Annotated in this window: 21 protein-coding genes and 5 tRNA genes; 15 read left to right on the top strand and 11 right to left on the bottom strand. The window is 74.2% G+C overall.

The genetic code is table 11. The annotated features are described in order from the left end of the window. Positions 1 to 415 precede the first annotated feature (415 nt). Both ACFC1F_RS08415 and hrpA read right to left on the bottom strand, forming a co-directional pair. Positions 416 to 489: transfer RNA gene (locus ACFC1F_RS08415), tRNA-Asp, on the bottom strand. Between the two features lie 154 nt (positions 490 to 643). Further along, complete coding sequence (gene hrpA / locus ACFC1F_RS08410) at positions 644 to 4,630, bottom strand: ATP-dependent RNA helicase HrpA (RefSeq protein ID WP_209413573.1); 3,987 nt, start codon at positions 4,628 to 4,630, stop codon at positions 644 to 646. 234 nt (positions 4,631 to 4,864) lie between these two features. On the opposite strand from hrpA, the gene ACFC1F_RS08405 reads away from it, so the two are divergent. The 3 genes from ACFC1F_RS08405 to ACFC1F_RS08395 all read left to right on the top strand — a co-directional run bounded on the left by ACFC1F_RS08405 (position 4,865) and on the right by ACFC1F_RS08395 (position 7,712). Beyond that, positions 4,865 to 5,386, top strand: a complete 522-nt coding sequence (locus ACFC1F_RS08405; protein ID WP_209413572.1) for a SigE family RNA polymerase sigma factor — start codon at positions 4,865 to 4,867, stop codon at positions 5,384 to 5,386. After that, positions 5,383 to 6,300, top strand: coding sequence for a hypothetical protein (locus ACFC1F_RS08400; RefSeq protein WP_376156560.1), 918 nt, complete (start codon positions 5,383 to 5,385; stop codon positions 6,298 to 6,300). Before ACFC1F_RS08405 ends, ACFC1F_RS08400 begins: the two co-directional genes overlap by 4 nt. A gap of 200 nt (positions 6,301 to 6,500) precedes the next feature. Continuing rightward, a complete protein-coding gene (locus tag ACFC1F_RS08395; protein ID WP_376156558.1) occupies positions 6,501 to 7,712 on the top strand; it encodes a serine hydrolase domain-containing protein in 1,212 nt (403 codons plus the stop codon). Positions 7,713 to 7,819: 107 nt separating this feature from the next. On the opposite strand, the gene ACFC1F_RS08390 is transcribed toward ACFC1F_RS08395, so the two are convergent. Further along, complete coding sequence (locus tag ACFC1F_RS08390; protein ID WP_376156557.1) at positions 7,820 to 8,806, bottom strand: LysR family transcriptional regulator; 987 nt, start codon at positions 8,804 to 8,806, stop codon at positions 7,820 to 7,822. Positions 8,807 to 9,072: 266 nt separating this feature from the next. Here ACFC1F_RS08390 and ACFC1F_RS08385 point away from each other — a divergent pair, with 266 nt between their 5' ends. After that, on the top strand, positions 9,073 to 9,993 hold the full coding sequence (locus tag ACFC1F_RS08385; RefSeq protein ID WP_209413568.1) for a zinc-binding dehydrogenase: 921 nt from the start codon (positions 9,073 to 9,075) through the stop codon (positions 9,991 to 9,993). 83 nt (positions 9,994 to 10,076) lie between these two features. Then, positions 10,077 to 11,147 carry an alpha/beta hydrolase family protein gene (locus tag ACFC1F_RS08380; RefSeq protein WP_376156556.1) on the top strand — a complete coding sequence of 357 codons (1,071 nt, stop codon included), beginning with the start codon at positions 10,077 to 10,079 and terminating at the stop codon, positions 11,145 to 11,147. 311 nt (positions 11,148 to 11,458) lie between these two features. On the opposite strand, the gene ACFC1F_RS08375 is transcribed toward ACFC1F_RS08380, so the two are convergent. From ACFC1F_RS08375 to ACFC1F_RS08360, 4 genes are all read right to left on the bottom strand, one after another. Further along, positions 11,459 to 11,532 (bottom strand) — tRNA-Phe (locus ACFC1F_RS08375). Positions 11,533 to 11,559: 27 nt separating this feature from the next. Further along, positions 11,560 to 11,633, bottom strand: a tRNA-Asp gene (locus ACFC1F_RS08370). Between the two features lie 56 nt (positions 11,634 to 11,689). Continuing rightward, positions 11,690 to 11,762 (bottom strand) — tRNA-Glu (locus ACFC1F_RS08365). Between the two features lie 117 nt (positions 11,763 to 11,879). Continuing rightward, positions 11,880 to 12,221 (bottom strand): metallopeptidase family protein, encoded by a 342-nt coding sequence (locus ACFC1F_RS08360; RefSeq protein WP_148644860.1) that lies wholly within the window; start codon positions 12,219 to 12,221, stop codon positions 11,880 to 11,882. 70 nt (positions 12,222 to 12,291) lie between these two features. On the opposite strand from ACFC1F_RS08360, the gene crcB (ACFC1F_RS08355) reads away from it, so the two are divergent. From crcB (ACFC1F_RS08355) to ACFC1F_RS08330, 6 genes are all read left to right on the top strand, one after another. Beyond that, positions 12,292 to 12,816, top strand: a complete 525-nt coding sequence (gene crcB, locus ACFC1F_RS08355; RefSeq protein WP_376156554.1) for a fluoride efflux transporter CrcB — start codon at positions 12,292 to 12,294, stop codon at positions 12,814 to 12,816. After that, positions 12,813 to 13,220 (top strand): DUF190 domain-containing protein, encoded by a 408-nt coding sequence (locus ACFC1F_RS08350; protein WP_209413565.1) that lies wholly within the window; start codon positions 12,813 to 12,815, stop codon positions 13,218 to 13,220. Before crcB (ACFC1F_RS08355) ends, ACFC1F_RS08350 begins: the two co-directional genes overlap by 4 nt. Beyond that, the gene (gene crcB, locus ACFC1F_RS08345) at positions 13,217 to 13,591 is read left to right on the top strand and encodes a fluoride efflux transporter CrcB (protein WP_209413564.1); all 375 of its coding nucleotides are present in this window, start codon (positions 13,217 to 13,219) and stop codon (positions 13,589 to 13,591) included. The genes ACFC1F_RS08350 and crcB (ACFC1F_RS08345) overlap by 4 nt, the downstream gene beginning before the upstream one ends. Positions 13,592 to 13,877: 286 nt before the next feature. Beyond that, positions 13,878 to 14,642, top strand: coding sequence for a hypothetical protein (locus ACFC1F_RS08340; RefSeq protein ID WP_376156551.1), 765 nt, complete (start codon positions 13,878 to 13,880; stop codon positions 14,640 to 14,642). A 194-nt stretch (positions 14,643 to 14,836) separates the two neighbouring features. Further along, on the top strand, positions 14,837 to 17,182 hold the full coding sequence (locus ACFC1F_RS08335) for a DEAD/DEAH box helicase (protein ID WP_376156550.1): 2,346 nt from the start codon (positions 14,837 to 14,839) through the stop codon (positions 17,180 to 17,182). Between the two features lie 199 nt (positions 17,183 to 17,381). Next, the gene (locus tag ACFC1F_RS08330) at positions 17,382 to 18,209 is read left to right on the top strand and encodes a TIGR02452 family protein (protein WP_376156548.1); all 828 of its coding nucleotides are present in this window, start codon (positions 17,382 to 17,384) and stop codon (positions 18,207 to 18,209) included. 109 nt (positions 18,210 to 18,318) lie between these two features. Here the strand turns inward: ACFC1F_RS08330 and ACFC1F_RS08325 are convergent, their stop codons facing one another. Then, the gene (locus ACFC1F_RS08325; protein ID WP_376156547.1) at positions 18,319 to 18,654 is read right to left on the bottom strand and encodes a hypothetical protein; all 336 of its coding nucleotides are present in this window, start codon (positions 18,652 to 18,654) and stop codon (positions 18,319 to 18,321) included. Positions 18,655 to 18,883: 229 nt separating this feature from the next. Continuing rightward, entirely contained in the window at positions 18,884 to 20,002 is a 1,119-nt protein-coding gene (locus ACFC1F_RS08320) for a hypothetical protein (RefSeq protein ID WP_376156545.1), read from the bottom strand. Between the two features lie 206 nt (positions 20,003 to 20,208). Between ACFC1F_RS08320 and ACFC1F_RS08315 the strand changes: the two genes are divergently transcribed. Together ACFC1F_RS08315 and ACFC1F_RS08310 are read left to right on the top strand one after the other, a co-directional pair. After that, positions 20,209 to 21,360 (top strand): low temperature requirement protein A, encoded by a 1,152-nt coding sequence (locus tag ACFC1F_RS08315; RefSeq protein ID WP_376156544.1) that lies wholly within the window; start codon positions 20,209 to 20,211, stop codon positions 21,358 to 21,360. Then, positions 21,353 to 21,802, top strand: coding sequence for an RICIN domain-containing protein (locus ACFC1F_RS08310; protein ID WP_307853217.1), 450 nt, complete (start codon positions 21,353 to 21,355; stop codon positions 21,800 to 21,802). The genes ACFC1F_RS08315 and ACFC1F_RS08310 overlap by 8 nt, the downstream gene beginning before the upstream one ends. Positions 21,803 to 21,822: 20 nt before the next feature. On the opposite strand, the gene ACFC1F_RS08305 is transcribed toward ACFC1F_RS08310, so the two are convergent. After that, positions 21,823 to 22,551, bottom strand: coding sequence for a tyrosine-protein phosphatase (locus tag ACFC1F_RS08305; RefSeq protein WP_376156542.1), 729 nt, complete (start codon positions 22,549 to 22,551; stop codon positions 21,823 to 21,825). A gap of 172 nt (positions 22,552 to 22,723) precedes the next feature. Further along, positions 22,724 to 23,494 carry an SDR family oxidoreductase gene (locus ACFC1F_RS08300; RefSeq protein ID WP_376156540.1) on the bottom strand — a complete coding sequence of 257 codons (771 nt, stop codon included), beginning with the start codon at positions 23,492 to 23,494 and terminating at the stop codon, positions 22,724 to 22,726. A gap of 192 nt (positions 23,495 to 23,686) precedes the next feature. Here ACFC1F_RS08300 and ACFC1F_RS08295 point away from each other — a divergent pair, with 192 nt between their 5' ends. Both ACFC1F_RS08295 and ACFC1F_RS08290 read left to right on the top strand, forming a co-directional pair. Next, positions 23,687 to 24,388: a DNA polymerase beta superfamily protein gene (locus ACFC1F_RS08295; protein ID WP_376156539.1), complete on the top strand. Its 702-nt coding sequence runs from the start codon at positions 23,687 to 23,689 to the stop codon at positions 24,386 to 24,388. An 87-nt stretch (positions 24,389 to 24,475) separates the two neighbouring features. Then, positions 24,476 to 24,548: transfer RNA gene (locus ACFC1F_RS08290), tRNA-Lys, on the top strand. Positions 24,549 to 24,576: the final 28 nt, after the last annotated feature.

Below are 24,576 nucleotides of genomic sequence, written 5' to 3'. Positions count from 1 at the left end.
GGGGCGGCGGGGCGCGCTCTGGGGGCGTGAACCCCCCCCCCGCCCCCCTCGGCTATACCCCCCCACGGATATTACACGGGGGCCCTACCCCCCCCCCGGCGGGGCCCCACCCGCGGCCCCTTTGCCATGCCCGGAGCGCGTCGGCGTTCCCGTCCGACGGTACGGAATGTTGAACTCCGGATAACGATTTGATGCTTCTGGGGCGGGGGGGATTTACAGTTAATACCTGTGCAATTTTACATATTAAATTAGTGCCCCCCTGGAAGGGGCCCCGCCCGGCCGCTCTCAGGAAAAGGGAAGTGACGACAGTCACACGGACTGTCACTTGTGGTCTAGACCTAGCTCGGGGTAAGGGAGGGGTCGGACAAAACGCGAGAGGCCCGGAACCAAACGGTTCCGGGCCTCTCGACTACGGCGATCCCGACGGGACTTGAACCCGCGACCTCCACCTTGACAGGGTGGCGAGCTAACCAACTGCTCCACGGGACCAGAGTTTTCTGATCCGTTCGCTTTGCTTGCTGCGCTGCGAACAAGACAGATCGTAGCCCATGGTGGGCCCCCAGGTCGAACTGGCTCCTGAGGGCCCCCGCCCAGCTCAGGGACCGGCCCGCGGGCCGGGCGGGGGGAACGGCCGGGAAGCGGCTCAGAGCGTGGCCCTGGCGGCCTCCATCGCCTTGGCGATCCGCTTCTCCGAGACGGGCGTCGGCGTGCCGAGCGACTGCGCGAAGAAGCTGACCCGCAGCTCCTCGATCATCCAGCGGATCGCCCGCACCTCCGGGGAGGGCTCCTGCCCGGCCGGCACGGCCGCCAGCAGCTCCCCGTACTCCTGCTGCACCTGCTGGACCTTCAGCAGCTGCTGGGCGTCCCGCTGCGGGTGGTTGGGCAGTGCCTCCAGCCGGCGGTCCACCGCCAGCAGGTAGCGCTTGAGGTCCGTCAGCCGCTGCCAGCCGGTCTCGGTGACGAAGCCCGGGTGCACCAGCGAGGCCAGGTGCAGCCGGATGTCGTTCACCGCCGTCAGCAGGACCGGGCTGCTCACCGACTTCAGCCGGGTCGACGCCTTGTGGAAGGCGATCAGCGCGGTGGCGGTCTTGAGCGTGGTGTCCGCCGAGAGGTCGTAGAGGTCGGCCCGCACCTTCTCGTGCAGCTTGCCGAAGGCCGCCTCGTCCCAGGCCGGTCCGCCGGACAGGGTCATCAGCCGGTCGGTGGCGCAGGCCACCACGTCCTCGAACATCGCCGGGACCGAGCCGTGCGGGTTGTACGAGAGGGCGAGCTTGGCCTGGTTGCCCAGGCGGCCCTGGATCGACTTGGCGGGCGAGTTGGTGGTCAGCATCAGCAGCCGCCGGGTGCCCTCCCACATCGCCTTGGCCTGGGCCTGCGGGGTGTCGAACAGCTTGATGCCGACGGCGTCCCGCTCGTCCACCAGCGCCGGGTAGGCGCGCAGCGAGTGGCCCCGCGAGCGCTGTTCGAAGGTGCGCTGGAGCACGGGCAGCGAGGCGGGCCAGGCGGTCAGCCCGGACTGCTCGATGCCCTGGCCGGACGCGGCCGAGGAGAGCGTCTCCTTCAGCTTGGGCTTGAGCCGGAGCCGCAGCTCCTCCAGGTCCTTGGACTCGGCGAGCTTCTTGCGGCCGTCCACCACCCGGAAGGTCACCTTGAGGTGGTCCGGCACCCGGTCGTCGTCCCAGGCCTCCGGCGGGACGGTGACCGCCGTCAGCCGCTTGAGGACGTGCTCCAGGGTCGGCAGCAGGGGCTCCTGGCGGTCCTTCACCTGGCGCAGCGCCGCCTTGGCGAAGTCCGGTGCCGGGACGAAGTTGCGCCGGACCGCCTTGGGGAGGGACTTGATCCAGGCGGTGACCAGCTCCTCGCGCAGGCCCGGGATCTGCCAGTCGAAGCCCTCCGCGGTGACCTGGTTGAGCACCGGCAGCGGGATGTGGACGGTCACGCCGTCCGCGTCGCTGCCCGGCTCGAACTGGTAGGTCAGCTGGAAGCGGAGCTTGCCCTGCTGCCAGTGGTCCGGGTAGTCCGCCTCGGTGACGCCGTCCGCGGCGTCGTTGATCAGCATCGACTTCTCGAAGTTGAGCAGGTCCGGCTGGTCGTGCCGGGCCTTCTTCCACCAGGAGTCGAAGTGCCGGGTGGAGACGACGTCGTCCGGCAGGCGGCCGTCGTAGAACTCGAACAGGGTCTGGTCGTCGACCAGGATGTCCCGGCGGCGGGCCCGGTTCTCCAGCTCCTCGACCTCGCTGAGCAGCTTGCGGTTCTCGGCGAAGAACTTGTGGTGGGTCTCCCAGTCGCCCTCGACCAGGGCGTTGCGGATGAACAGCTCGCGGCAGAGTTCCGGGTCGATCCGGCCGTAGTTCACCTTGCGCTGGGCGACGACCGGCATCCCGTAGAGGGTCACCTTCTCGTACGCCAGCACGGCGCCGGCCTTCTTCTCCCAGTGCGGCTCGCTGTAGCTGCGCTTGATCAGGTGGCCGGCCAGCGGCTCCACCCACTCGGGCTCGATCTTGGCGTTGATCCGGGCCCAGAGCCGGGACGTCTCGACCAGCTCGGCGGACATCACCCAGCGCGGCGGCTTCTTGAACAGGCCCGAGCCGGGGAAGACCGCGAACCGCGCACCGCGCGCACCGCCGTACTCGCGCTTCTCCACGTCGAACAGGCCGATGTGGGAGAGCAGGCCGGCCAGCAGCGACTGGTGGATCCGGTCGGAGTCCGGCTCGGCATCGGGATGCGGCTCCTCGATCGTGACGCCGAGCTGCTTGGCGACCGTGCGCAGCTGGGAGTAGATGTCCTGCCACTCCCGTATCCGCAGGTAGTTCAGGAACTCGGCCTTGCACATCCGGCGGAAGGCCGAGGAGGAGAGCTCCTTCTGCTGCTCCCGCACGTAGCGCCACATGGCCAGGTAGGAGAGGAAGTCGGAGGTCTCCGACTGGAAGCGGCGGTGCCGGTCGTCGGCGGCCTGGCGCTTCTCGGTGGGGCGCTCGCGCGGGTCCTGGATGGAGAGCGCGGCGGCGATCACCATGACGTCGCGGACGCAGCCGTTCTTGTCGGCCTCCAGCACCATGCGGGCCATCCGCGGGTCCACCGGGAGCTGGGCCAGCCGGCGGCCGAGCGGGGTGAGGCGCTTGCGGACGTCCTTCTCGTCCGGGTCGAGGGCGCCGAGCTCGTGCAGGAGGCTGACGCCGTCCTTGATGTTGCGGGAGTCCGGCGGGTCCAGGAACGGGAAGGCGGCGATGTCGCCGAGGCCGGCGGCGGTCATCTGGAGGATGACCGAGGCCAGGTTGGTGCGCAGGATCTCGGCGTCGGTGAACTCGGGGCGGGAGAGGAAGTCCTCCTCCGAGTACAGCCGGATGCAGATGCCGTCCGAGGTGCGGCCGCAGCGGCCCTTGCGCTGGTTGGCGCTGGCCTGGCTGATCGCCTCGATCGGGAGCCGCTGCACCTTGGTGCGATGGCTGTAGCGGGAGATGCGGGCGGTGCCCGGGTCGATCACGTACTTGATGCCCGGGACGGTGAGGCTGGTCTCGGCGACGTTGGTGGCCAGGACGATCCGGCGGGAGTTGGAGCGCTGGAAGACCTTGTGCTGCTCGGCCGAGCTCAGCCGGGCGTAGAGCGGGAGGACCTCGGTGAACTTCAGTTTCAGCTTGTTGAGCGCGTCGGCGGTGTCGCGGATCTCGCGCTCGCCGGAGAGGAAGACCAGGATGTCGCCGGGGCCCTCGGCCTGGAGCTCCTCGGCGGCCTCGCAGATCGCCTGGATCTGGTCGCGGTCCCGGTCGGCCTCGGTGGAGTCGTCCTCGGCGTCGGCGTCGTCGACGACCGGGCGGTAGCGCACCTCGACCGGGTACGTGCGGCCGGACACCTCGACGATCGGGGCGTCGTTGAAGTGGCGGGCGAACCGCTCGGGGTCGATGGTCGCCGAGGTGATGACGACCTTGAGGTCCGGGCGGCGGGGCAGCAGCTGCTTGACGTACCCGAGGATGAAGTCGATGTTGAGGCTGCGCTCGTGGGCCTCGTCGATGATCAGGGTGTCGTACTGGCGCAGCTCGCGGTCGGTCTGGATCTCCGCGAGCAGGATGCCGTCCGTCATCAGCTTGACCAGGGTGTCCTGGCCGACCTGGTCGGTGAACCGGACCTTCCAGCCGACCGCCTCGCCGAGCGGGGTGTTCATCTCCTCGGCGACGCGCTCGGCCACCGTGCGGGCGGCGATCCGGCGGGGCTGGGTGTGGCCGACCAGGCCGCGCACCCCGCGGCCCAGCTCCAGGCAGATCTTGGGGATCTGGGTGGTCTTGCCGGAGCCGGTCTCGCCCGCCACGATCACCACCTGGTGGTCGCGGATCGCGGCGAGGATCTCGTCCTTCTTCTGGCTGACCGGCAGCTCGGCCGGATACGTGATCTTCGGGACGGCGGCCCGGCGCTGCTCGACCAGCAGCTCGGCGCGGTCGATGTCACCGGCGATCTCGTCGGCGATCTTCTGGCGTGCGTCGGGCTTGCGGACCCGGCGGGCGCCCTCCAGCCGGCGCCCGATCCGCACCTCGTCGCGCAGTGTCAGCTCGGGGAGACGGGCGGCCAGCTCGCCGATGCTGGGCCCCTGGGCGGGGGCGTCGGCGGACTGGACTGCGGGAGAACTCACGGCGGGCATCCCTCTAGGTTCGCAAGGAGATGCGGCGGCGCGCACCTCGGTTTTCGAGCCCCTCCAGTGTCACAGCCGCCGCGGGGGATGTGCGAACCCCGTCCGGGGCGTCGTTCGGACGGCGGTGAGGGGGCGGTTTCCGGGGTGGTGCGCGGGGTGGGGGAGCGGCCGGTGACGGTCCGCGCGGGGCGGCGGGCAACGGTTCGGGGCGGCGGTGGGCTCTGGGGGGATGAGGAGGTGCTCATGGGAGCCCAGAAGACCGAGCGGGACGACGAGTTCCGCGCGTTCACCGGTGCCGCCTGGCCGCGGCTGCTGCGCACGGCGTACCTGCTGGCGGGGGACCGGTACTCGGCGGAGGACCTGGTCCAGCAGGCCCTGGAGCGGGCCTACGTCGCCTGGGGCAGGGTCCGCCGGACCGGCGATCCGCACGCGTACGTGCGCCGGATCCTGGTCAACGAGCACGCCCGGCGGTTCCGCCGCAGAGTGCCGGAGCACCTGGTCACGGCCGTGCCGGAACAGGCCGGGCCGGACGGGCTCGGCGGGCTGGACGAGCGGGTGGCCCTGCTGGCCGCGCTCGCCACCCTGCCGGCGCGGCAGCGGCAGGCGGTGGTCCTGCGGTACTGGGAGGACCTCAGCGAGGGCCAGACGGCCACGGCGATGGGCTGCTCGGTCGGGACGGTCAAGAGCCAGGCGTCCAAGGGGATCGCCAAGCTCCGGGCCGCCACCTCACTCATCGGGATGACGAGCATCGGAGGAACGGTATGAGCGGGCAGGACGAGAACGTCGTGGCGCGGAGCCTGGCCGGGTTGGCCGAGGGGGTGGAGATCGGGCCGGTGCCGTACGACCGGGTGCTGGCGGGCGGCCGCCGCAGGCGGCTGCGGCGGCGGTCGGCCGCGGTGGGGGCGCTGGCGCTGGCCGTGGTCGCGGTGGCCGGGGGCGGCGTCGTGCTGGGCGCGGGCGGCGGCGGAGCCGGTGCGGCCACGGTGGTGACGGCGGCGGCCGGGTCGGGCGCGTCGGGCGCTGGTGCTGGTGCGGTTCCGTCGGCCCGGCCGACGGCCACGGTCTCGGCGGCGGCCCGGGACCCGTTCACGCCGGTCCGGGTCAAGCTGGCGGAGGGCACGTCCAACGGCAAGGCGTGGACGGCGTGGGCGGCGCTCTGGCCCGCCACCGGCAAGGACCAGGCCTACCAGCAGGCCCGGTTGATCTGGCAGGACCAGCGCACGGCCCGCCCCGACCTGCCCGAGCCCACCGAGGACTTCGTGCAGCAGTACCGGCACGAGGGTCAGGACCTGGTGGACCTCTACGTCACGCTGGACGGCAAGCGGCTCCCGGTCGACGCGACGCACGAGACCCCGGCCCCGGGTGGGGAGCCGCCGAGGGCCACGGACCCCTACGGCAACCTGACGGGCTCCGCCCTCGGCCCGCGGGCCAAGGACGCGCCGGACCCGGCCATCAAGGACGCACCGACCGTGGTGCTGCTCCAGGTGGGCTCGGACGCCGCGAAGCTGGTCGTGACCCTCCCCGACGGCACCACCACCGAACCGGCGCTGGTCACCGTCGGCGACTCGCCCGTCCGCTGGGTCGCCATCCCCCGGGCCGCCGCCTCGGCCGGAGGGAACATCAAGGTCTACGGGGCGGACGGCGCACTGCTGGCCACCAACAGCGACTGGCTGCGCTGACCGTCGTGTGACGGCTCCGGCAGTCACCCGCTCTGTAGGGGTGCCTGCCCTGCCGGGTGACCGCCCTGCCAGGTGCCGGCTCTGCCGGGTGCCGGCTCCGTCGGGCGCCGGTGGTCCGCCGCCCGATTGTCGGTGCCGTGGTGCACAGTGGCCCGGACAGCATTCATGACGGGCCGTCAGCGGCCTGGAGGGGGTGGCCGATGAGCACGACGGCGTTGGCGGGGTTGTCCAGGGGCCGGTTGGGCCGGATGCACGCGGTGCTCTCCGGTCACGTCGATCGGGGTGAGCTGCCCGGCCTCGTCGCGGCGGTCGCCCGCGGCGGGGCGGAGCACGTCGAGGTGCTCGGAAGCCTCACTCTCGGCGGTGCCGAGCCGATGCGGCGGGACTCGCTCTTCCGGATCGCGTCCATGACCAAGCCGGTCACCGCCGTGGCGGCGCTCACCCTGGTCGAGGAGTGCGTCCTGCGCCTCGACGACCCGGTGGACGAACTGCTGCCGGAGCTGGCCGGCCGCCGGGTGCTGCGCCGGCCCGACGCCGAGCTGGACGACACCGAACCGGCCGAGCGCCCGATCACCCTGCGGGACCTGCTCACCTTCCGGCTCGGCCACGGCTTCACGACGCTCCCCGAGTCGGCTCCGGTGGTCCGTGCGCTCGCCGAACGCGGGGTCGACGTCCGCCCGCCGCGGACCGGCTACCCCGCCCCCGACGAGTACCTGCGTCGGCTCGGCGAACTGCCGTTGCTGCACCAGCCGGGCACGGCGTGGCTCTACCACACGGGTTCCGCCGTGCTCGGCGTGCTGCTTGCCCGGGCCTGCGGGAAGCCGCTCGGGGAGGTGCTGCGCGAGCGGGTCCTCGAACCGCTGGGCATGCGGGACACCGGCCTGACCGTCCCGCCCGGCCGGCTCCACCGGCTGCCGGCCGAGTACTTCCGCGACCCCGGCACCGGGCGGCTCGTGCAGTACGACGGGACGACCGACAGCGCGTGGGCCGTGGAGCCGGCGTTCCCCGACGCCGGCGGGGACCTGGTCTCCACCGTGGACGACTACCTGGCCTTCGCCCGGATGCTCCTCGGCGGCGGCAGCCACGGCGGGGTCCGGGTGCTGTCCCGCCCGTTCGTCGAGCTGATGACCACCAACCACCTCACCCCCGCGCAGCTGGCCCGTTCCGGCCCGCTGCTGGGCCGGGAGGACCTCACCGGCTGGGGCTTCGGGGTCTCCGTCGCCACCACCCGGACCGGCCCCGCCGCCCCCGGCCGCTACGGGTGGGACGGCGGCCTCGGCACCACGTGGTTCAACGACCCGGCGGAGCGGCTGACCGGAATCCTGCTCACCCAGCGGATGTTCGAGACCGCCGCCCCGCCGAAGGCCGCCCGCGACTTCGAGACGCTCGCGTATCAGGCGGTCGACGACTGAGGGCTCCTCCCGCCCGGGCGGGTCCGGCGTCCGGGCGTTCCGGTGTTCGGGCGTTCGGGGTGTCCGGCCGCCCGGGCGTTCGGGCCTCGCTCCGGCGGCCCGTTGCGTCACGCCTCCAGGGCCTCCTGGTCGGGGCCGGGCAGCCAGTCACGGGCCGGGTCGTACTCCAGCCAGCGGCTGCGCCGCGCCTCCTCACCGAACGCCCGCAGCAAAGGGTCCAGTTGGGGGTGCCGCTGCTCACCGCCGGAGCCGTCCCCGTCGCGCCAGACCAGCGACCAGGCGTACAGCGGGGTCGGGTCGGCGAGCGGCACGGTCCGCACGCCGGGGCGGCCGGGCGCGGCCGGCGGCTCCGGGAGCGGGCAGTCGGCGGGGAGGAGGGAGAAGCAGGCCGGGTCGGTGCGGACCCGTTCCACGAAGTGCTCCAGGCCCAGGTTGGCCGAACCGGTCCGCCCCGCGATGCCGAACTGGTCGGCGAACCGGGTCAGGAAGTCCAGCCGGTCCACCGCGGCCGGGTAGCGCAGCACGCTGTCCCGCAGGTCGGCCGGCCGGAGCACGTCACGGCCGGCCAGCGGGTGATCGGTGCTCAGCAGCGCGTCCACCGGCTCCAGCCGCACCAGACGGTGCGCCAGTCCCGTGTCCCGGCCGTCCGGCAGCGGGTGCACCCGGCCGAACCCGGCGTCGGACTCGCCCCGCAGCAGGGCCGCCGCCACCGACGGCAGGTCCCGCCCCGGCTCCGGCTCCACCTCCAGCCCGGGGACCCCCTCGACGGCCTGGGCGACCGTCCGCATCGGCGCGTACAGGTGCCCCCAGACGTCGATCCGCAGCGGGCGCCGCGCACAGGCCACCGCCGCCACCGCGTGGTCCCCGTGGACGAGCAGCCGTCGGGCGGGCTCCAGGAACCGCCGCCCCGCCGCGGTCAGGGCGACCCCGCGAGCGTCCCGGTCCAGCAACCGCGCCCCGAGCGCCGCCTCCAGCCGGGCCACCCGCTTGGACAGCGCCTGCTGACTGATCGCCAGGTGCGCGGCGGCGCGCCCGAAGTGCAGCTCCTCGGCCGCCACGGCGAAGGCCCGCACCTGGGCGAGATCGAGATCCATGGCCGCCCAGCGTACGGGCCCGGCCGCGCTCCCGGTCCGCCTCCCCCGCGCCCGTGCGGGCCCGGTCCGCCTCCTCGCGCCCGTGCGGGCCCGGTGTGACGGAGCCCTGCCGGGCGGCCGGGCGCCGCCGGCCCCCCGACGGCGTGACAACGGACGGTTGTCGTCGCACCCGGGCGGTTGTTGGACCGGGTGCGGCGGCCCGCGGTGTGCTGGGGACACCACCTCGGCCGGACCGGCCGGCGAGGGGCCGGAGGAGGGCGAAGGTCATGAGGGCGCTGACGGCGACCGGACGGGCGGACACGGCGGTCGGGTTCGCGGAGGTGGAGCAGCCGCGGCCCGGGCCCGGCGAGGCGCTGGTGAAGGTCGAGGCGTTCTCGGTGAACCGCGGCGAGACCTTCCAGCTGGAGGCGCCCGAGCCGGGCTGGCGCCCCGGCAAGGACATCGCGGGCCTGGTCGTCCAGGCCGCCGCCGACGGCTCCGGCCCGGCCGCCTGCCGCCGGGTGGTCGGCCACCCGCCCGCCGGCGGCTGGGCCGAGTACGTCTGCGTGCCCACCACCTCGCTCGCCGAGCTCCCGGACGACCTGGACAGCGTCCGCGCGGCCGCCCTCCCGCTGGCCGGGCTGACCGCGCTGCGCCTGCTCCGCACCGCCGGCGCGCTGGCCGGCCGTCGGGTGCTGCTCACCGGCGCCTCCGGGGGCGTCGGCCACTACGTCACCGAGCTGGCCGCGGCCGCAGGTGCCGAACTCACCGTGGTCACGGCCTCGCCCGAACGCGGCCGGCGGCTGGCCGAGCTGGGCGCGGCGGAGGTCGTCCACGAGGTCGGCGCGGCGCGCGGCCCGTACGACCTGGTGCTGGAGTCGACGGGCGGTCCGAACCTGCCCCTGGCACTCGCCCGGCTGGCCCGGCGCGGCACGCTGATCTGGTTCGGCCAGGCCTCCCGGACACCCGCGACGCTCGACTTCTTCGGTTTCTTCGCGGGCCCGGAGTCCGCCACGCTGCGGCACTTCCACTACGCCGACTCGGACGTTCCCGACGGGGACGACCTCGCCACCCTGGTCCGTCTGGTCGGGGAGGGCCGGCTGACCCCGGAGATCGGCCGGATCGCACCCTGGGCGGAGACCGCCGCCGTCCTCACCGACCTGCGGGAGCGCCGGATCCGCGGCAAGGCCGTGCTGACCCTGTCCTGACCCCGCCCCGAGGCGCGCTGGGGCGCGTCGAGGCGCGCCGAGTCACCGAGGAACTGACCCACCGTCGAAGAGAGCCACACCTGATGACGAATCCCCCCGACCTCTCCTTCCTCGACCACCCGGACCTGCTGCCGGCCTTCGTCGGGGAGAACCGCCCGCGCGCCACCGGCGCCGGACTGGACCCGCACGAGTACACCCGCGTCACCGCCGCACTGCCGTCCCTGACCGCGTGGCCCGAGGCCTGCCGGGCCGCCGGCCGACGACACCTCGCCACCGCCGACCGCGCCGCCGCGCAGGGCCACCACCGCACGGCCGGCGAGGCGTACCGGACGGCCGCCCGCTGGTTCCACTTCGCCGGGCTGCTCCCGGACCCCGACCGCGAGGCGGCCGCCCTCGCCGCCACCGAGGCGGACCGGGCGATGGGCCGCGCGCTGGCCCACCTCGACCCGTCGGCCGAGCGGGTCGAGGGCGCCTCGTTCGCCGGCTGGCTCCGCCGCCCCGCCGGTGGCGGGCGGTCACCGGTGGTGGTGGTCGTCCCCGGAATGGACTCGGGGAAGGAGGAGTTCCACGCCGTCGCCGAGGCGCTGCTCGCCCGGGGCACGGCCGTGTTCGCCATGGACGGCCCGGGCCAGGGCGTCCTCGCCGCGACCAGCGCCCCCGACCCGGACTACCACCACGTGGTCGGCCGGGTGATCGACGCCCTCACGGCCCGGGACGGCGTGGACGCCGGCCGCGTCGGGGTGATCGGCCTCAGCCTCGGCGGCTACTACGCCGCGGTCACCGCCGCCCACGAGCCACGGGTCCGCGCCACCGCGGTGGTCAGCGGCCCGTACCGGCTGGACTGGGACGCGCTGGTCCCCTTCGTCACCGCGACCCTGACCCAGCGCTGCGGCAGCCCGGAGGCCGCCCGCGCCTTCGCCCGCCGCGTCGACCTCTCCGCCCTGGCCCCGGCCGTCACCGGCCCCCTCCTGGTCGTCGAGGGCGGCGAGGACCGGATCCCCGGCGTCACCAACGCCGAACCCCTGGCCCGCCACGCCCCCCGGGCCGAGCTCCTCCTCGTCCCGCACGGCAACCACCTGCTCGGCAACGCCCTCCCCGACTGGCTCCCGGCCACCGCGGACTGGCTCACCACCCAGCTCGCCGGCGGCCGGTAGGGCTCGGAAGGTACGTCAGGTCCGGGGTGGCGGCTTCTCCCATGGTTGGTGGGACCAGGTCGGTGTTCTCGCCCGGAAGTAGCACCAGCGGGGCGTGCGCGTCGAACCGGCGCCGGACCACCAGCAGGTTCCGCCGACCGCCCGAATGCGCCGTTCGCCGGGTGCTCCGCCTTCCGGACCGCTGCCAGGGTCCTCCGGTCGGACCGCCGATCGTTCGCCGCGCCGTTGGCGTACCGGTTGGCGTACCGGATGGCGCAGGCGACATGCAGAAGGCCCCGGAGAGCGAACTCTCCGGGGCCTTCCTCGTACGGTGGCCAGGGCCGGGGTCGAACCGGCGACCTTCCGCTTTTCAGGCGGACGCTCGTACCAACTGAGCTACCTGGCCGTACTGCACCGTCTCTTGCGAGACGAGCGATCCCGACGGGACTTGAACCCGCGACCTCCACCTTGACAGGGTGGCGAGCTAACCAACTGCTCCACGGGACCTAGTGCGGATTTCTCCACATGAGGTCTTGCGCACTGCACTTTACTACGGTACTGCGTGCCCCCAACGGGATTCGAACCCGTGCTACCGCCTTGAAAGGGCGGCGTCCTGGGCCACTAGACGATGAGGGCTTGCGGCCGTTCCGGCTGTTTCCAGCGTTCCCGGGGACGTCGAGAAGCATATGGGATGTCGGGCCGAACGCCAAAACGGGTTTCGACCGACCGGGCGGGGCCGGTGGGGGCGGGGGTTCAGGACCAACCGAGCTCGTCGAGCTCGTGGTCGTCGAAGCCGAAGTGGTGGGCGACCTCGTGGATCACGGTGGTGCGGACCTCGTCCACCACCTGCTCGCGGGTCTCGCAGTGCCGCAGGGTCGGACCGAGGTAGACGATGATCCGGTCGGGCAGGACGCCGGCGTACCACTCGCCGCGTTCGGTGAGGGGGGTGCCCTCGTAGAGGCCGAGGAGTTCGGGGTCGGCGGGGTCGGGCTCGTCCTCGACGAAGACGGCGACGTTGTCCATCATGGCCGCGAGCTGCGGGGGAATCTGGTCGAGTGCGTCACTGACCAGCGTCTCGAACTCTTCCCGGGTCATCTCCACCGGATCATTGTCGGGTCTGGGGTGACGGCGTGCCAGACGGTCGTGGCCGGTGTTTCATGGGCCTATGGCGACCTCGAACGGCTCAGCAGGCGGCCCGGCGGGCGGTGCCGCGGGCAGCGCGGTGGACGGGCCGCCGCGGGTGGGGCCCGGGGCGGCCGTGCCGCGGCGGCCGCCGGTGCTGCGCGGGCAGGGGCCGGCCGTCGCGGTGGTGGCGCTGGGCGGGGCGGTCGGGGCGTCGGCCCGCTACGGGGCGGCGCTGCTCTGGCCGAACGGGCCTGCGGACTTCCCCTGGACCACGCTGGTGGTGAACGTGGTCGGCTGCGCGGTGATCGGCGTGTTCCTGGTGGCGATCACCGAGGGCCGCCCGGCGCACCCGCTGCTGCGGCCGTTCTTCGGGACCGGCGTGCTGGGCGGGTTCACCACGTTCTCGACGTACGCGGTGGACATCCGGCGGCTGCTGGAGGAGGGCAGGCTGGGCGCCGGGCTGGCCTACCTGGGGCTGACGCTGCTGGCGGCGCTGGCCGCGGTTTGGGCGGCGGCGGGGTTGACGCGGCGTCTGATCCACCGGGGCGCAAGGGAGGGGCGATGACCGGGCTGACCGGGCCCGCGCTGCGGCTCACCGTGCTGGTCGGCGAGAACGACCGCTGGCACCACCGCCCGCTCTACAGCGAGATCGTGCACCGGGCGCGGGCCGCCGGGCTGGCCGGGGCGAGCGTGTTCCGGGGGATCGAGGGCTTCGGCGCCTCGTCGCTGGTGCACACGGCGCGGCTGCTGTCGATGAGCGAGGACCTGCCGGTGGCGGTGGTGATCGTGGACGCCGAGGAGCGGGTGCGGGCCTTCCTGCCGCAGCTGGACGAGCTGGTGGCGGAGGGGCTGGTGGTGCTCGACCCGTGCGAGGTGATCAGGTACGTGGGACGGGGCCGGTCCGACACGGGAACGGGCCCCGGTACGGGCGGGTCCGGCGCGGGCCCCGGGACGGGGGTGGCGGGGTGAACTGGCTGCTGGTGCTGGCCGGGGCGGTGGTCGGCGCGCCGCTGCGGTACCTGACCGACCGGGCGGTGCAGTCCCGGCACGACTCGGTCTTCCCGTGGGGGACCTTCGCCGTGAACGCGTCCGGCTGCCTGGTGCTCGGCCTGCTGACCGGGGCGGTGGCGGCGGGTGCGGCGTCCTCGCAGCTCCAACTGCTGCTCGGGACGGGGTTCTGCGGGGCGCTGACCACGTACTCGACCTTCTCGTACGAGACCCTGCGGCTGGCCGAGAGCGGCGCCGGGCGGTACGCGGTGGCCAACGTGGCGGGCAGCCTGGTGGTGGGGCTGGCGGCGGTGTACGCGGGGGCGGGTCTGGCCTCGGCGCTCTGGGGCTGAGCGGGGCCGGAGAGGCCCCGGGGCGCGGGTCCCCGGGAGGTTCGGGCCCCCGGGAGGTTGGGCCCCTCGGGAGGTTCGGGCCCTCGGGAGGCCGGGGCCCCCGGGGTTGCGCCGGGCGGATGGCACCGGGGGGCTTCCTGCCGGGCTGCCCGTGTCCCGTCACCCCGGGCGCGCGTTGGGCACCGGTAGTGCCGGGCGCGGTGGGCGGCCGGTGGTCGGCCCGGGCGGCCCCGGACGGGGCGGCGGGAGAGGGAGCGCGGTGGCGGCAATGCGTGCGGTGCGTGCGGTGACTTCGGCGCGCGGGGCGGGCGCCCGGGAGGACCGTCCGGCGGTGGTGCGGGCGGTGGCGGTCCGGGAGGCCGAGCCTAGGGCGGTGGCGGTGCGGAACGGCGTGGTGCGGGCGGCGGCGGTGCTGGCGGTGGCCGGACTGGGCCTGACCGGCTGCATGTCGGTGGGGCCGGCGGTGGACGAGAAGCACGGCGCGGTGCCGGTCGGCCAGGCCGGGACGCCGGGCAGGGCCGCGGGCGGCGGATCGGCCGCGCCGAGCGGCGGCGGTCACCAGGGTGGCGTGTCCGGGCGGTCGGAGCACGTCGGGGGCGTGCAGGCGGAGAGCGCGCCGGGAACGGGCCTGACCCCCGCGCCGGGGGCGGCGTCCCCCGGCGCGAACGGTACGACCGACGGCGCGGGCGCGGTTCCCGGCGCCGCATCCGATGAGGTTGCTCCCGGCGCGAACGGTTCGGCCGGGGGCGCGAGCGCCGGCACCGCACCCCAGCCGGGCGCGGGCTCGTCGGGCGGCGGGGCGAGCGCCGGCACCGGCGCCACGGGCGGTGCGAGCGGGTCCGGGGGCACCGCGGGCCCGGGCGGCGGGACCGGTGACGGGCGCTCCGGCGGCTCCACGGCCAGCACCGCGGCGGCGAGTCCGACCGGACGGCCGTCCGCCACTCCCGATCCCGGCCACACCACGCCCGCCGCCACCGTCCCGCCGACCACCGAACCCTCCTCCGGAAGCTCCGGATCTTCGGCCCCGAGCCCCGGCCCGGGCGGGCATTAGCAGTCTGGCCAGCGCATTTGCCTCTGATCCCGAGGGTCGTCTATGGTGGTAGATCGTTCGTTTGATTCATTTGATTGGCGCCCTATTCCCATCTGGCGCCCTTGGCGCGTTCCGGCGATCCGTGGCTGACCGCATAGAGGCGGTTGTGAAACAGAACCCGGACTTTGGCGCGTGCCACTTCCGGAAGGTTTTGCATGTCTCTCGTTGACGACGCCCGCTTCGCCATGCCCGCGAGCGAGTCCGCCGCCGATGTCACCACCCCCGACGCCGAGCTGATCGACGTCACCGCCGACGCCGCCGAGGCCGTCGCCGACTCCTCCGACGCCGAGACCGCCGTCGACGAGGCCCTCGCGGACGAGGAGTCCGCCGAGGACGCCGAGCCCACCATCACCTTCGGCGACCTGGGCCTGCACGACGACGTCGTGCGCGCCCTCGCCAAGCGCGGCGTCACCACCCCGTTCCCGATCCAGGCCGCGACCATCCCGGACGCCCTGGCCGGCAAGGACGTGCTGGGCCGCGGCCGCACCGGCTCCGGCAAGACCCTCAGCTTCGGCCTGCCGCTGCTGACCCGCCTCGCCGACGGCGAGCGCACCAAGCCGAAGCACCCGCGCGGCCTGATCCTCGTCCCGACCCGTGAGCTGGCCATGCAGGTGGCCGACGCCCTGGAGCCGTTCGGCTCGGTGCTCGGCCTCAAGCTCAAGGTCGTCTGCGGCGGCACCTCGATGTCGAACCAGATCTACGCGCTGGAGCGCGGCGTCGACATCCTCGTCGCCACCCCCGGCCGTCTGCGCGACCTGCTGAACCGCGGCAGCGCCAAGCTGGCCGACGTCCGGACCGTCGTGCTCGACGAGGCCGACCAGATGGCCGACATGGGCTTCCTGCCCGAGGTCACCGAGATCCTCGACCAGGTGCCGGCCGGCGGCCAGCGCCTGCTGTTCTCCGCCACCCTGGAGAACGAGATCGACACCCTGGTCAAGCGCTACCTGAAGAGCCCGGTCACCCACGAGGTCGACCCGTCGGCCGGCGCGGTCACCACCATGACCCACCACATCCTCGTGGTGAAGCCCAAGGACAAGGCGCCGATCACCAACGCGATCGCCGCCCGCAAGGGCCGCACGATCATCTTCGTCCGCACCCAGATGGGCGCCGACCGCGTCGCCGAGCAGCTCATCGAGGCCGGCGTGAAGGCCGACGCGCTGCACGGCGGCATGACCCAGGGCGCCCGTACCCGCGTCCTCGGCGACTTCAAGGACGGCTACGTCAACGTCGTCGTCGCCACCGACGTGGCCGCCCGCGGCATCCACGTCGACGGCATCGACCTGGTCCTCAACGTGGACCCGGCCGGCGACCACAAGGACTACCTGCACCGCTCCGGCCGCACCGCCCGTGCCGGCCGCTCCGGCGCCGTCGTCACCCTGGTGCTGCCGCACCAGCGCCGCGGCGTGTTCCGCCTGATGGAGGACGCGGGCGTGGACGCCTCGCGTCACATCCTCGACCACGCCTTCGACGCCGAGGTCGCCAAGATCACCGGCGCCCGCTCGCTGATCGAGGTCCAGGCCGAGAGCGCCGCCGGCATCGCCGGTGCCGCCGAGCGCGAGCTCGCCGACATGACCCGCCAGCTGGAGCGCGCGCAGCGCCGCGCCACCGAGCTGCGCGAGGAGGCCGACCGCCTGGCCGCCCGTGCCGCGCGCGAGCGGGCCGAGCTCGGCATCGAGGACGAGGCGCCGGCCGCCGAGGCCGACTCCGCCGAGGCTTCGGAGACCGTCGTCGAGACCGCCGCCCCGGTGGCCGAGGAGCGCACCCCGGCGTACCGCGAGGCGCGCAACGAGCGTCCGGCGTTCGGCCGCGACCGTGACGACCGCGGCGACCGCGGTGGCCGTTCCGGTGGCTTCGGCCGTGACCGTGACGACCGCGGTGGCCGTTCCGGTGGCTTCGGTGACCGTGACAACCGTGGTGGCGGCTTCAACCGCGACCGTGACGACCGCGGCGGCCGCTCCGGCGGCTTCAACCGTGACGACCGCGGTGGCCGTTCCGGTGGCTTCGGTGACCGTGACAACCGTGGTGGCGGCTTCAACCGCGACCGCGACGACCGCGGTGCCCGCTCCGGCGGCTTCAACCGTGACGACCGTGGCGGCCGTTCCGGTGGCTTCGGCGACCGTGACAACCGTGGCGGCGGCTTCAACCGCGACCGTGACGACCGTGGCAGCCGTTCCGGTGGCTTCGGCGACCGTGACAACCGTGGCGGCGGCTTCAACCGCGACCGCGACGACCGCGGCGGCCGCTCCGGCGGCTTCGGCGACCGTCCGGCCCGCTCCTTCGGCGACCGTCCGGCGTTCGGCCGTGACCGCGACGAGCGCGGTGGCTCCAGCCGTCCGTTCTCCCGCCGCGACGACCACCGCTCCGGTGGCCGCCCGCAGGCCTCCGGCGGCTTCAACCGCGACCGTGACGACCGCGGTGCCCGTTCCGGTGGCTTCGGCGACCGTGACAACCGTGGCGGCGGCTTCAACCGCGACGACCGCAAGCCGCGCTGGAAGAACTGACGCCGCAAGCGCGCGAGTAGCGCGTAGGACGTACTGACCACGGGCCCGCTCCACTTCGGTGGGGCGGGCCCGTCGTCGTTCCCGCACGGGCCACCGTCCGGCGCGGGACCCGCCGCGGACCGCCGTCGCGCGACCGGTTGTTCTGGTGGTGAGAATAACCTGTGGCGCGCGGGCGGCCCGGTCCCGTACGGTCACGGACATGAGCAGCAGACTGCATCACGTGGCAGCGGTGAACGAGGAGATCGCCGAGCGGGGGAGCTACCGGGCGTCCGGGGGCGAGCTCGTACAGGTGTCGGAGCGACTGGCGGTGGCCAGGGAGGGGACGGTGTCGTACACGCCGGAGGCGCTGGACGCGCTGGTGGCAGCCGGGGCACCGGGGCCGGGCGCGGGGGCGGTCGAGGTGACGGCCGAGGGCAGCATCGAAGCGGCCCGGCGGCTGGTGGGGGCCGGCGGAGGCCGGGTGGGGGTGCTCAACTTCGCCTCCGCGCGGAACCCGGGCGGGGGCTACCTGCGAGGCGCCCGCGCCCAGGAGGAGGACCTCTGCCGCAGCGCCCTGCTGTACTCCTGCCTGCTGGAGGCGCCGGACTACTACGAGGCGCACCGCGCCTCCAGCGACCTGCGGTACAGCCACCGGGTGATCGTCTCGCCCGACGTGCCGGTGATCCGGGGCGCGCAGGGGGAGCTGCTGGCGAAGCCCTACCCGGTGACGTTCCTGACCTCGCCGGCGCCCAACGCCGGGCAGCTCGAACGTCGTTCGGCCGGTTCGGACGTCCGTGGCGTGCTCGCCGAGCGGGCCGTCCGGGTGCTCGCGGCGGCGGCCCGGCACGAGATACGCACCCTGGTGCTGGGGGCCTGGGGCTGCGGGGTCTTCCGCAACGACCCGGCCCAGGTGGCCGAGGCGTTCGACGGGGCGCTGGCGCAGTACGGCGCGGCCTTCGAGCGGGTGGTGTTCGCGGTCTGGGACCGCACGCCCGTCTCGGCGAACCGGGCCGCCTTCGAGGCCCGGTTCGGCGCGGCCGTCGGCTGACGCGGGGGCAGCCGACGACGGCCGCGCCGAAACCGACGGGGGCGGCGCGGGCTCGCATCGTCGGCTTCCGCGCGCCGTCGGGGTCGGGTGCCGTCGGCCTTCCGCGCTGTCAGGCCTTGCGGCCCGTCAGGGCGGTCGCGACGGTCGAGGCGGCGGCGACCACTGCGGTGACGGCGAAGACGGACGGCCAGGCGCCGATCTTCTTCGCCAGCGGGTGCGAGCCGCCGAACGCCGCCACGTACAGCCCGGTCAGCGCTGCCGCGGTCGCCGTGCCCGACTGGCGCCGCCACTGTGCGGCCGCGCCGGCCCCGGCCACCGCCAGCACCGCGCCGCCCAGCTCGCGCCGGCCCGTCCAGCGGGCCACGCCGTAGCCGCCGACCAGGCCGCCCGCCGCGGTGAGCGCGGCGGGTGCCGCGGCCGGGAGAACGTTCGGGATCCTCGCCATCGTCGACTCCACTCCCCGAGGCTCCTCAGGACGCTTCCGGGCTCCCGGGAGTCCTCGGGCCCCGGAACTCCCGCGGCCCCGGACACCTCGGCGCTCCGCTCGGCTCCCGAGGGCGCTCGGACCGGTACTTCTCGAATCTTCCGGACGTCCCGACCATAGCCCGACCGCCGGCCGGTCCTGCGGTCCGGCTACCCGAACGCCTCCCGGTCTAGCTGAACGCCTCCCCGGTCTAGCCGAACGCCTCCTCGAAGGGGTGGGCCGCGGCGGCCCGGGCGAGCCGCTCGGCCGCCTCGGCCGGGGGCAGCACCCGCTCCAGCCGGAGGCCGCCCGGGACCTGCTGGATGAACCGGCCAGCCGCCCAGCTCCGCTCGTACGGCTGCGGGTCCAGCACCAGGGTGCGGACGCCGTCCACCACCGGGATGTCGCTGGGCGTGCCCTCGTTCCAGATCCACGACCCGTCCGGCGCGACCAGGTTGAACGCGCCCAGCGCGGTGACCCGGCGGCCGTCCACCTCCTCGGTCCGGCTGAGCGCGACCACCTCCGGGTCCGGCCGGACGCCGGGCAGGTGGCCACCGCCGATCAGCAGGTCGGCGAGGAGCGTGTGCAGCTGGAAGTTGTCGGTCAGGCCGTCCATCCGGACCAGGTAACCGGTCCCGGTCGGCCGGTCCAGCACCAGCAACGGCTCGTCGTCCAGCGTCCTCATCAGGTAGAGCAGGCCCTTGAGGTCGTGCTGCTCCTCGCCGTAGCGCTCGATCAGCTCGGCCAGCACCTCCGTCACGCCGGAGGACCACGCGGAGGTGCGGACGGCGGCGTGGGTGTACACCGCGAACGAGGCCATCTGCCACAGGTGCAGCGTCCACCAGCCGATCACCGCCTGGTGGGCGGGCCACGCGTCCGGGTCGTCAGGGTCGGCGATCCGGGCGTGCGCCTGCCCCGGGGAGTCCGCGTCCGGGTCGGGCAGGTCGCCGCCGCCCGTCTCCTTCCACCGCTCGATCAGCAGCAGCGCGCCGCTCAGCGCCCCGCGCAGGCCGGACAGCACCTGGCCGGCGCAGGCCACCGGATCGGCGCCGCGCTCCACGCAGGCGCCCACCATCATCGCCAGGTGGGCCCGTTCGAACGGCGGGGCGTACGGCAGCACGGCGGCCAGGCGCGGGCCGACCGCCGCCGACTCGCGCTCCCCGGCCGGTCCGAGCAGCCCGCCCACCAGACGGAGGGCGGCGTCGAAGCGCTCGGGGTCGACGGCGTCGGCCGCCGCCTCAAGTTCGGCGATCGCGTGTTCGAGGGTCGGCTGCTGACGGTCTGACGGGTCGGCGGACCCGCCGTGCGGGGGAATTCGGTCGGACACCATTCGCCGCAGCATAGGCGCCCGCCCTGACGGGGCGTCCGGCCGGGGCGCGGATGGAGTGCGGGTGGGGCACGGCCGGGGTGCGGGTGGGGCACGGGTGAGATGCGGCGGTGTGCCAAGAGTGGGGTGGACGGGTGTGGTGAACAACGGCGGTCCGATAGTCGGAAAACGCGCGCACGGGCCGGGCGGTGTACCGCATACTCGCGCGGGTGACCGTCACTCGTGCCCTGTCGGCCCCCTCCGTGGCCTCGGAGGAACCCGCTCTGCGGGCGTCCCCGCTCGAACTCTTCCTCGACCTCGTCTTCGTCTTCACCGTCACCCAGCTCACCGGAAGCCTGGTCCACCACCTCGACCTGGGGGGACTCGCACAGGTCGTGGTGATGCTGGCGGTGATCTGGTGGATGTACGACGCGTTCATCTGGCTGACCAACGCGATGCCGCCCAGCAACCACGGCCGCCGGGGCCTGCTGCTGCTCGCGATGGCCGGCTTCCTGGTGATCTCGCTCTCCGTCCCGCACGCCTTCGAGGGCAGCGGCGTCGCCTTCGGCTGGGCGTACCTGCTGGTGGTCGCCGTGCACACCGGCATGTTCGCCGCCTCTGGGGTGGCGCTCGGACCGGTCCTGCGGATGGGCGGGCTCAACCTGGTCAACACCGCGCTGGTGGTGGCCGGCGGCTACCTCACCGGCACCCCCCAACTCGCCCTCTGGGCCGCCGCCTTCGCCCTGCAGTTCGCGATTCCCAGGCTGGTCGACCTGCCGCAGTTCCAGCTCCGCGCCGACCACTTCGTCGAACGCCACGGGCTGATCGTGATCATCGCGTTCGGCGAGTCGGTGATCGCCATCGGCGTCGGCGCCGGCACCGCCGACCTCACCCCCGCGCTGACCGCCGTCGCGGTGCTCAGCCTCACCGTCTGCGTGGGCCTCTGGTGGGCGTACTTCGGCCGCGACGACGACACCCGCGCCGAGCACCACATGGCCGCGCTCCCGTCGTACCGCCGCAACCAGCTCGCGGTCTCCGTCTACAACCTCGGCCACTACGGGCTGCTGCTCGGCGTCCTGCTCTTCGCCGCCGGCGTGAAGTCCGCCGTCGCCCACCCCGACGCCCCGATCACCATGGCCCAGGCCGCCGCACTGGCGGGCGGCGTCGCGCTCTTCCTCGCCGTCAACACCGCCGTCCGCCGCACCTTCGCGCTCAGCCCCAACCTGCCCCGGCTCGCCGCGGCCGCCCTGCTGGTCGCGGTGGTCCCGCTGGGCACCGGCGTTTCGGCGCTGGCCGAGGTGGCCGCGACGGCGGGCGTCCTCGCGGCGGCCTTCGGGTACGAGGCATGGCGGCGCCCGGTGGCAGACTCGACCCGTGACTGACCACGTGATCACGGACGGCAGCTACCGGGTACGCAACGTCGGCAGCGGCCTGCTGCTGGAGGTCGCCGACGGGAGCCGCCGCAGCGGCGCCAAGGTCCGGCTGGGCGCGGACGACGGCTCGGACGCCCAGCTCTGGCACCTCACCGCCGTCCACCCCGGCGGCGCCCTCTACCACTTCGAGAACGCCGGCAGCGGCAAGCGCCTGGACGTCACCGGCGCCTCCACGGACGACGGCGTGCCCGTCCAGCAGTGGTCCGCCAACGCCTTCGGCGCCCAGGAGTGGCTCCTCGAACACCACCTGGACGCCCCCGGCACCTACACCCTCACCAGCTTCATCAGCGGCAAGCCCCTCACCGCCGCCCCCACCCCCGGCGCCCCCGTCGAACAGCGCGAGGACATCGACTCCCCGACCCAGTGGTGGCACCTGGAACGACAGGAGTAACGGCCGGGCCGGGGGACGGGTCAGGCGGAGAGGTTGGTGCGGAGGGCGGTGAGGTCGGCCTCGGTGGTGCCGTGGGAGCGGAGGTAGGCGGGGACGGAGCCGTGGTGGGTGCGGATCCAGGCGAGGGAGGAGGCGAGGAGCGGCGCGGAGACGGGGCGGGAGACGCGCTCGGTGCCGGTCTCGTCGAGGTAGGGGGTGGGGCCGTCGAGGAGGCCGAGGCCGGCGTTGGAGAGCAGGAAGTCGGCGGTGATGTCGGCGTCGGAGGCGCCCAGGAGGGACTGCACGACGGCGATGGTCAGGCCGGTGCGGTCCTTGCCGACGGCGCAGTGGACGACGGCCGGGACGCCGCCCGGGGTGCCGAGCCTGCGGATGGCGGCGACCAGGGACGGGCCGGCGGTCTCGGCCATGAAGGGGTAGAGCGTCTCCTGGTCCTCGGGCCAGGGGCGGTCGGTGTCCTCGCGGTTGGCCGGGAGGGTGGGGAGGTTCAGCGTCTCGTGGTCGAGGCCGTGGCGCAGGTCCGGCCAGACCTCCAGCTCGACGGGGCTGCGCAGGTCGATCACCGTGCGCAGGCCGAGCGCCTTGAGGCGCTGGGCGCCCTCCGGGGCGAGGTTGTGGAAGGACCCGGAGCGGTAGAGCACGCCCTTGCGCAGGGCGCCGACACCGCCGGCGTCACGGAAGTTGCGCACACCGGGGATGTCGAGGAAGGCGGACGGCAGGTCGGGTTCACGGTCCGGCAGGTCGTCGGTCATGGGTTCCACCGTACGGACAAACGGCCTGCCGGGGGAAGGAAGGGAAAAGGTAGGGGGAGGGAAGGGAGGGGGACGGGACGGGGACCGGAGGGGGAAGCAGAAGGGGCGGGCAGGCAGAGGGGGCGGGGGCAGGCAGGCGGAGCGGGAGGCGGGACCGGACGGCGGGAGGGGGTCAGCGGCCGCCGGCGATGTCGAGGAAGGCGCCCGTCATGTAGGAGGAGGCCGGGGAGAGGAGGAAGAGGATCGACTCGGCGACCTCCTCCGGCCGGCCGCCGCGGCGCATCGGCAGGTCGGGGGCGACCCGGTCGACCCGGCCGGGCTCGCCGCCGAGGGCGTGGATGCCGGTGTGGATCAGGCCGGGGCGGACGGCGTTGACCCGGATCCCCTCGGCGGCGACCTCCAGGGCCAGCCCGCGGGTCATCGAGTCGACGGCGCCCTTGGCGGCCGCGTAGTCGACGTACTCGTTCGGCGAGCCGAGCCGGGAGGCGGCGGAGGAGACGTTGACGATGGCCCCGCCCGCCCCGCCGTACCGGGTGGACATCCGCCGGACGGCCTGGGCGGCGCAGAGGAAGGCGGAGGTGATGTTGGAGGCCCAGATCCGGTTCAGCCGGTCCTCGTCGATCTCCTCCAGCCGGCACTGCCGCTCCAGGGTGCCCGCGTTGTTCACCAGGGCGGTGAGCGGGCCGAGTTCGGCGTCCACGGTGGCGAACAGCCGCTCCACCTCGGCGGTGCGGGTGACGTCCGCCCGGACGGCGACGGCCGTGCCGCCGGCGTCCCGGATCGCCGCGACCACGGCGGCCGCCGCGGTCTCGTCGGCACGGTAGTTGACGCAGACGCGGTAGCCGCGCCGCCCGGCCAGCAGGGCGGTGGCGGCGCCGATGCCGCGCCCCCCGCCGGTGACGAGGACGACTTCGGGGCGGGCGGTGGCGGCCGGGTCGGTCATGGTCCGAACGGTACCCGCGGGCCTGGCGGGTACGCCTCCGGAGGCCGCCGCGCACAGCGAGCCCCGGCGGACGGCCGGAGCCCGTCCGGAGCCCGCCCACCGGGCGTCCGGCCGGAATTCGTTCGCCCGGCGCGGCCCCGCAGGGCAGACTCCTCTGACCGCACCGAGATCCGGCCGCAGGGAGGCCCGCCCATGACCACCGCACCCGGCACCGTCCTGCTCTCGGGCGTCGTCGGCTCGACCGCGTACGGCTTCGCCCACGCCGGCTCCGACATCGACCGGCTCGGTCTCTTCGCCGCCCCGACCGAGGAGTTCCACGGGCTGCACCGCCCGGCCGAGTCGCACGTCAGCACCGACCCCGACGTGACGCTGCACGAGGCCGCCAAGTGGTGCTGGCTCGCGCTCGGCTGCAACCCGACCGCCTCCGAACTCGCCTGGCTGCCGGACGACCTGTACGAGACGCGCAGCCCGCTGGGGGAGGAGCTGATCGCGATCCGGACGTCCTTCCTGAGCGCGAAGGCCGTCCGCAACTCCTATCTCGGCTACGCGGACCAGCAGTTCCGCAAGCTGCTCACCCGCGACACCACCGACCCGGCAGCACGCCGCCGGGCCGCCAAGCACGCCCGCCACCTGGTCCGCCTGGTCGAGCAGGGCGTCCGGCTCCACGAGACCGGCGAGAACGTCGTCCGCATCCCCGATCCCGAACGCGTCCGCCGGCTCGGCGAACGCATCGCCGACCGCCCCGCCACCGCCGAACCCCTGCTCGCGGAAGCCGTCGAGCGCTTCTCCCGCCCGGGTGTCCTCCCCGCCGCCCCCGACCCGCGCCCCGCCGAGGCCTGGCTCCGCCGGGTCCGCGCGGCGCACTACCGCCCGCCCGCCGAACGGGCCTCCTGAGACCCGGCGCGCCCCTGCAATCCACTGGCGGAGCTCTGGGTCACACCGGGTAGGATCGCGGTGGCCGGTTCCGCACGGGCGGGCCACGGGCCGCTAGCTCAATTGGCAGAGCTGCGGACTTTTAATCCGTAGGTTCAGGGTTCGAGCCCCTGGCGGCCCACCTGGAATGTGGCGGTCACACCGCCTCT

It is taken from the genome of Kitasatospora sp. NPDC056181, assembly GCF_042266225.1.
Taxonomy (GTDB): Bacteria; Actinomycetota; Actinomycetes; order Streptomycetales; family Streptomycetaceae; genus Kitasatospora.
This window is presented reverse-complemented; position numbering and strand designations above follow the sequence as displayed.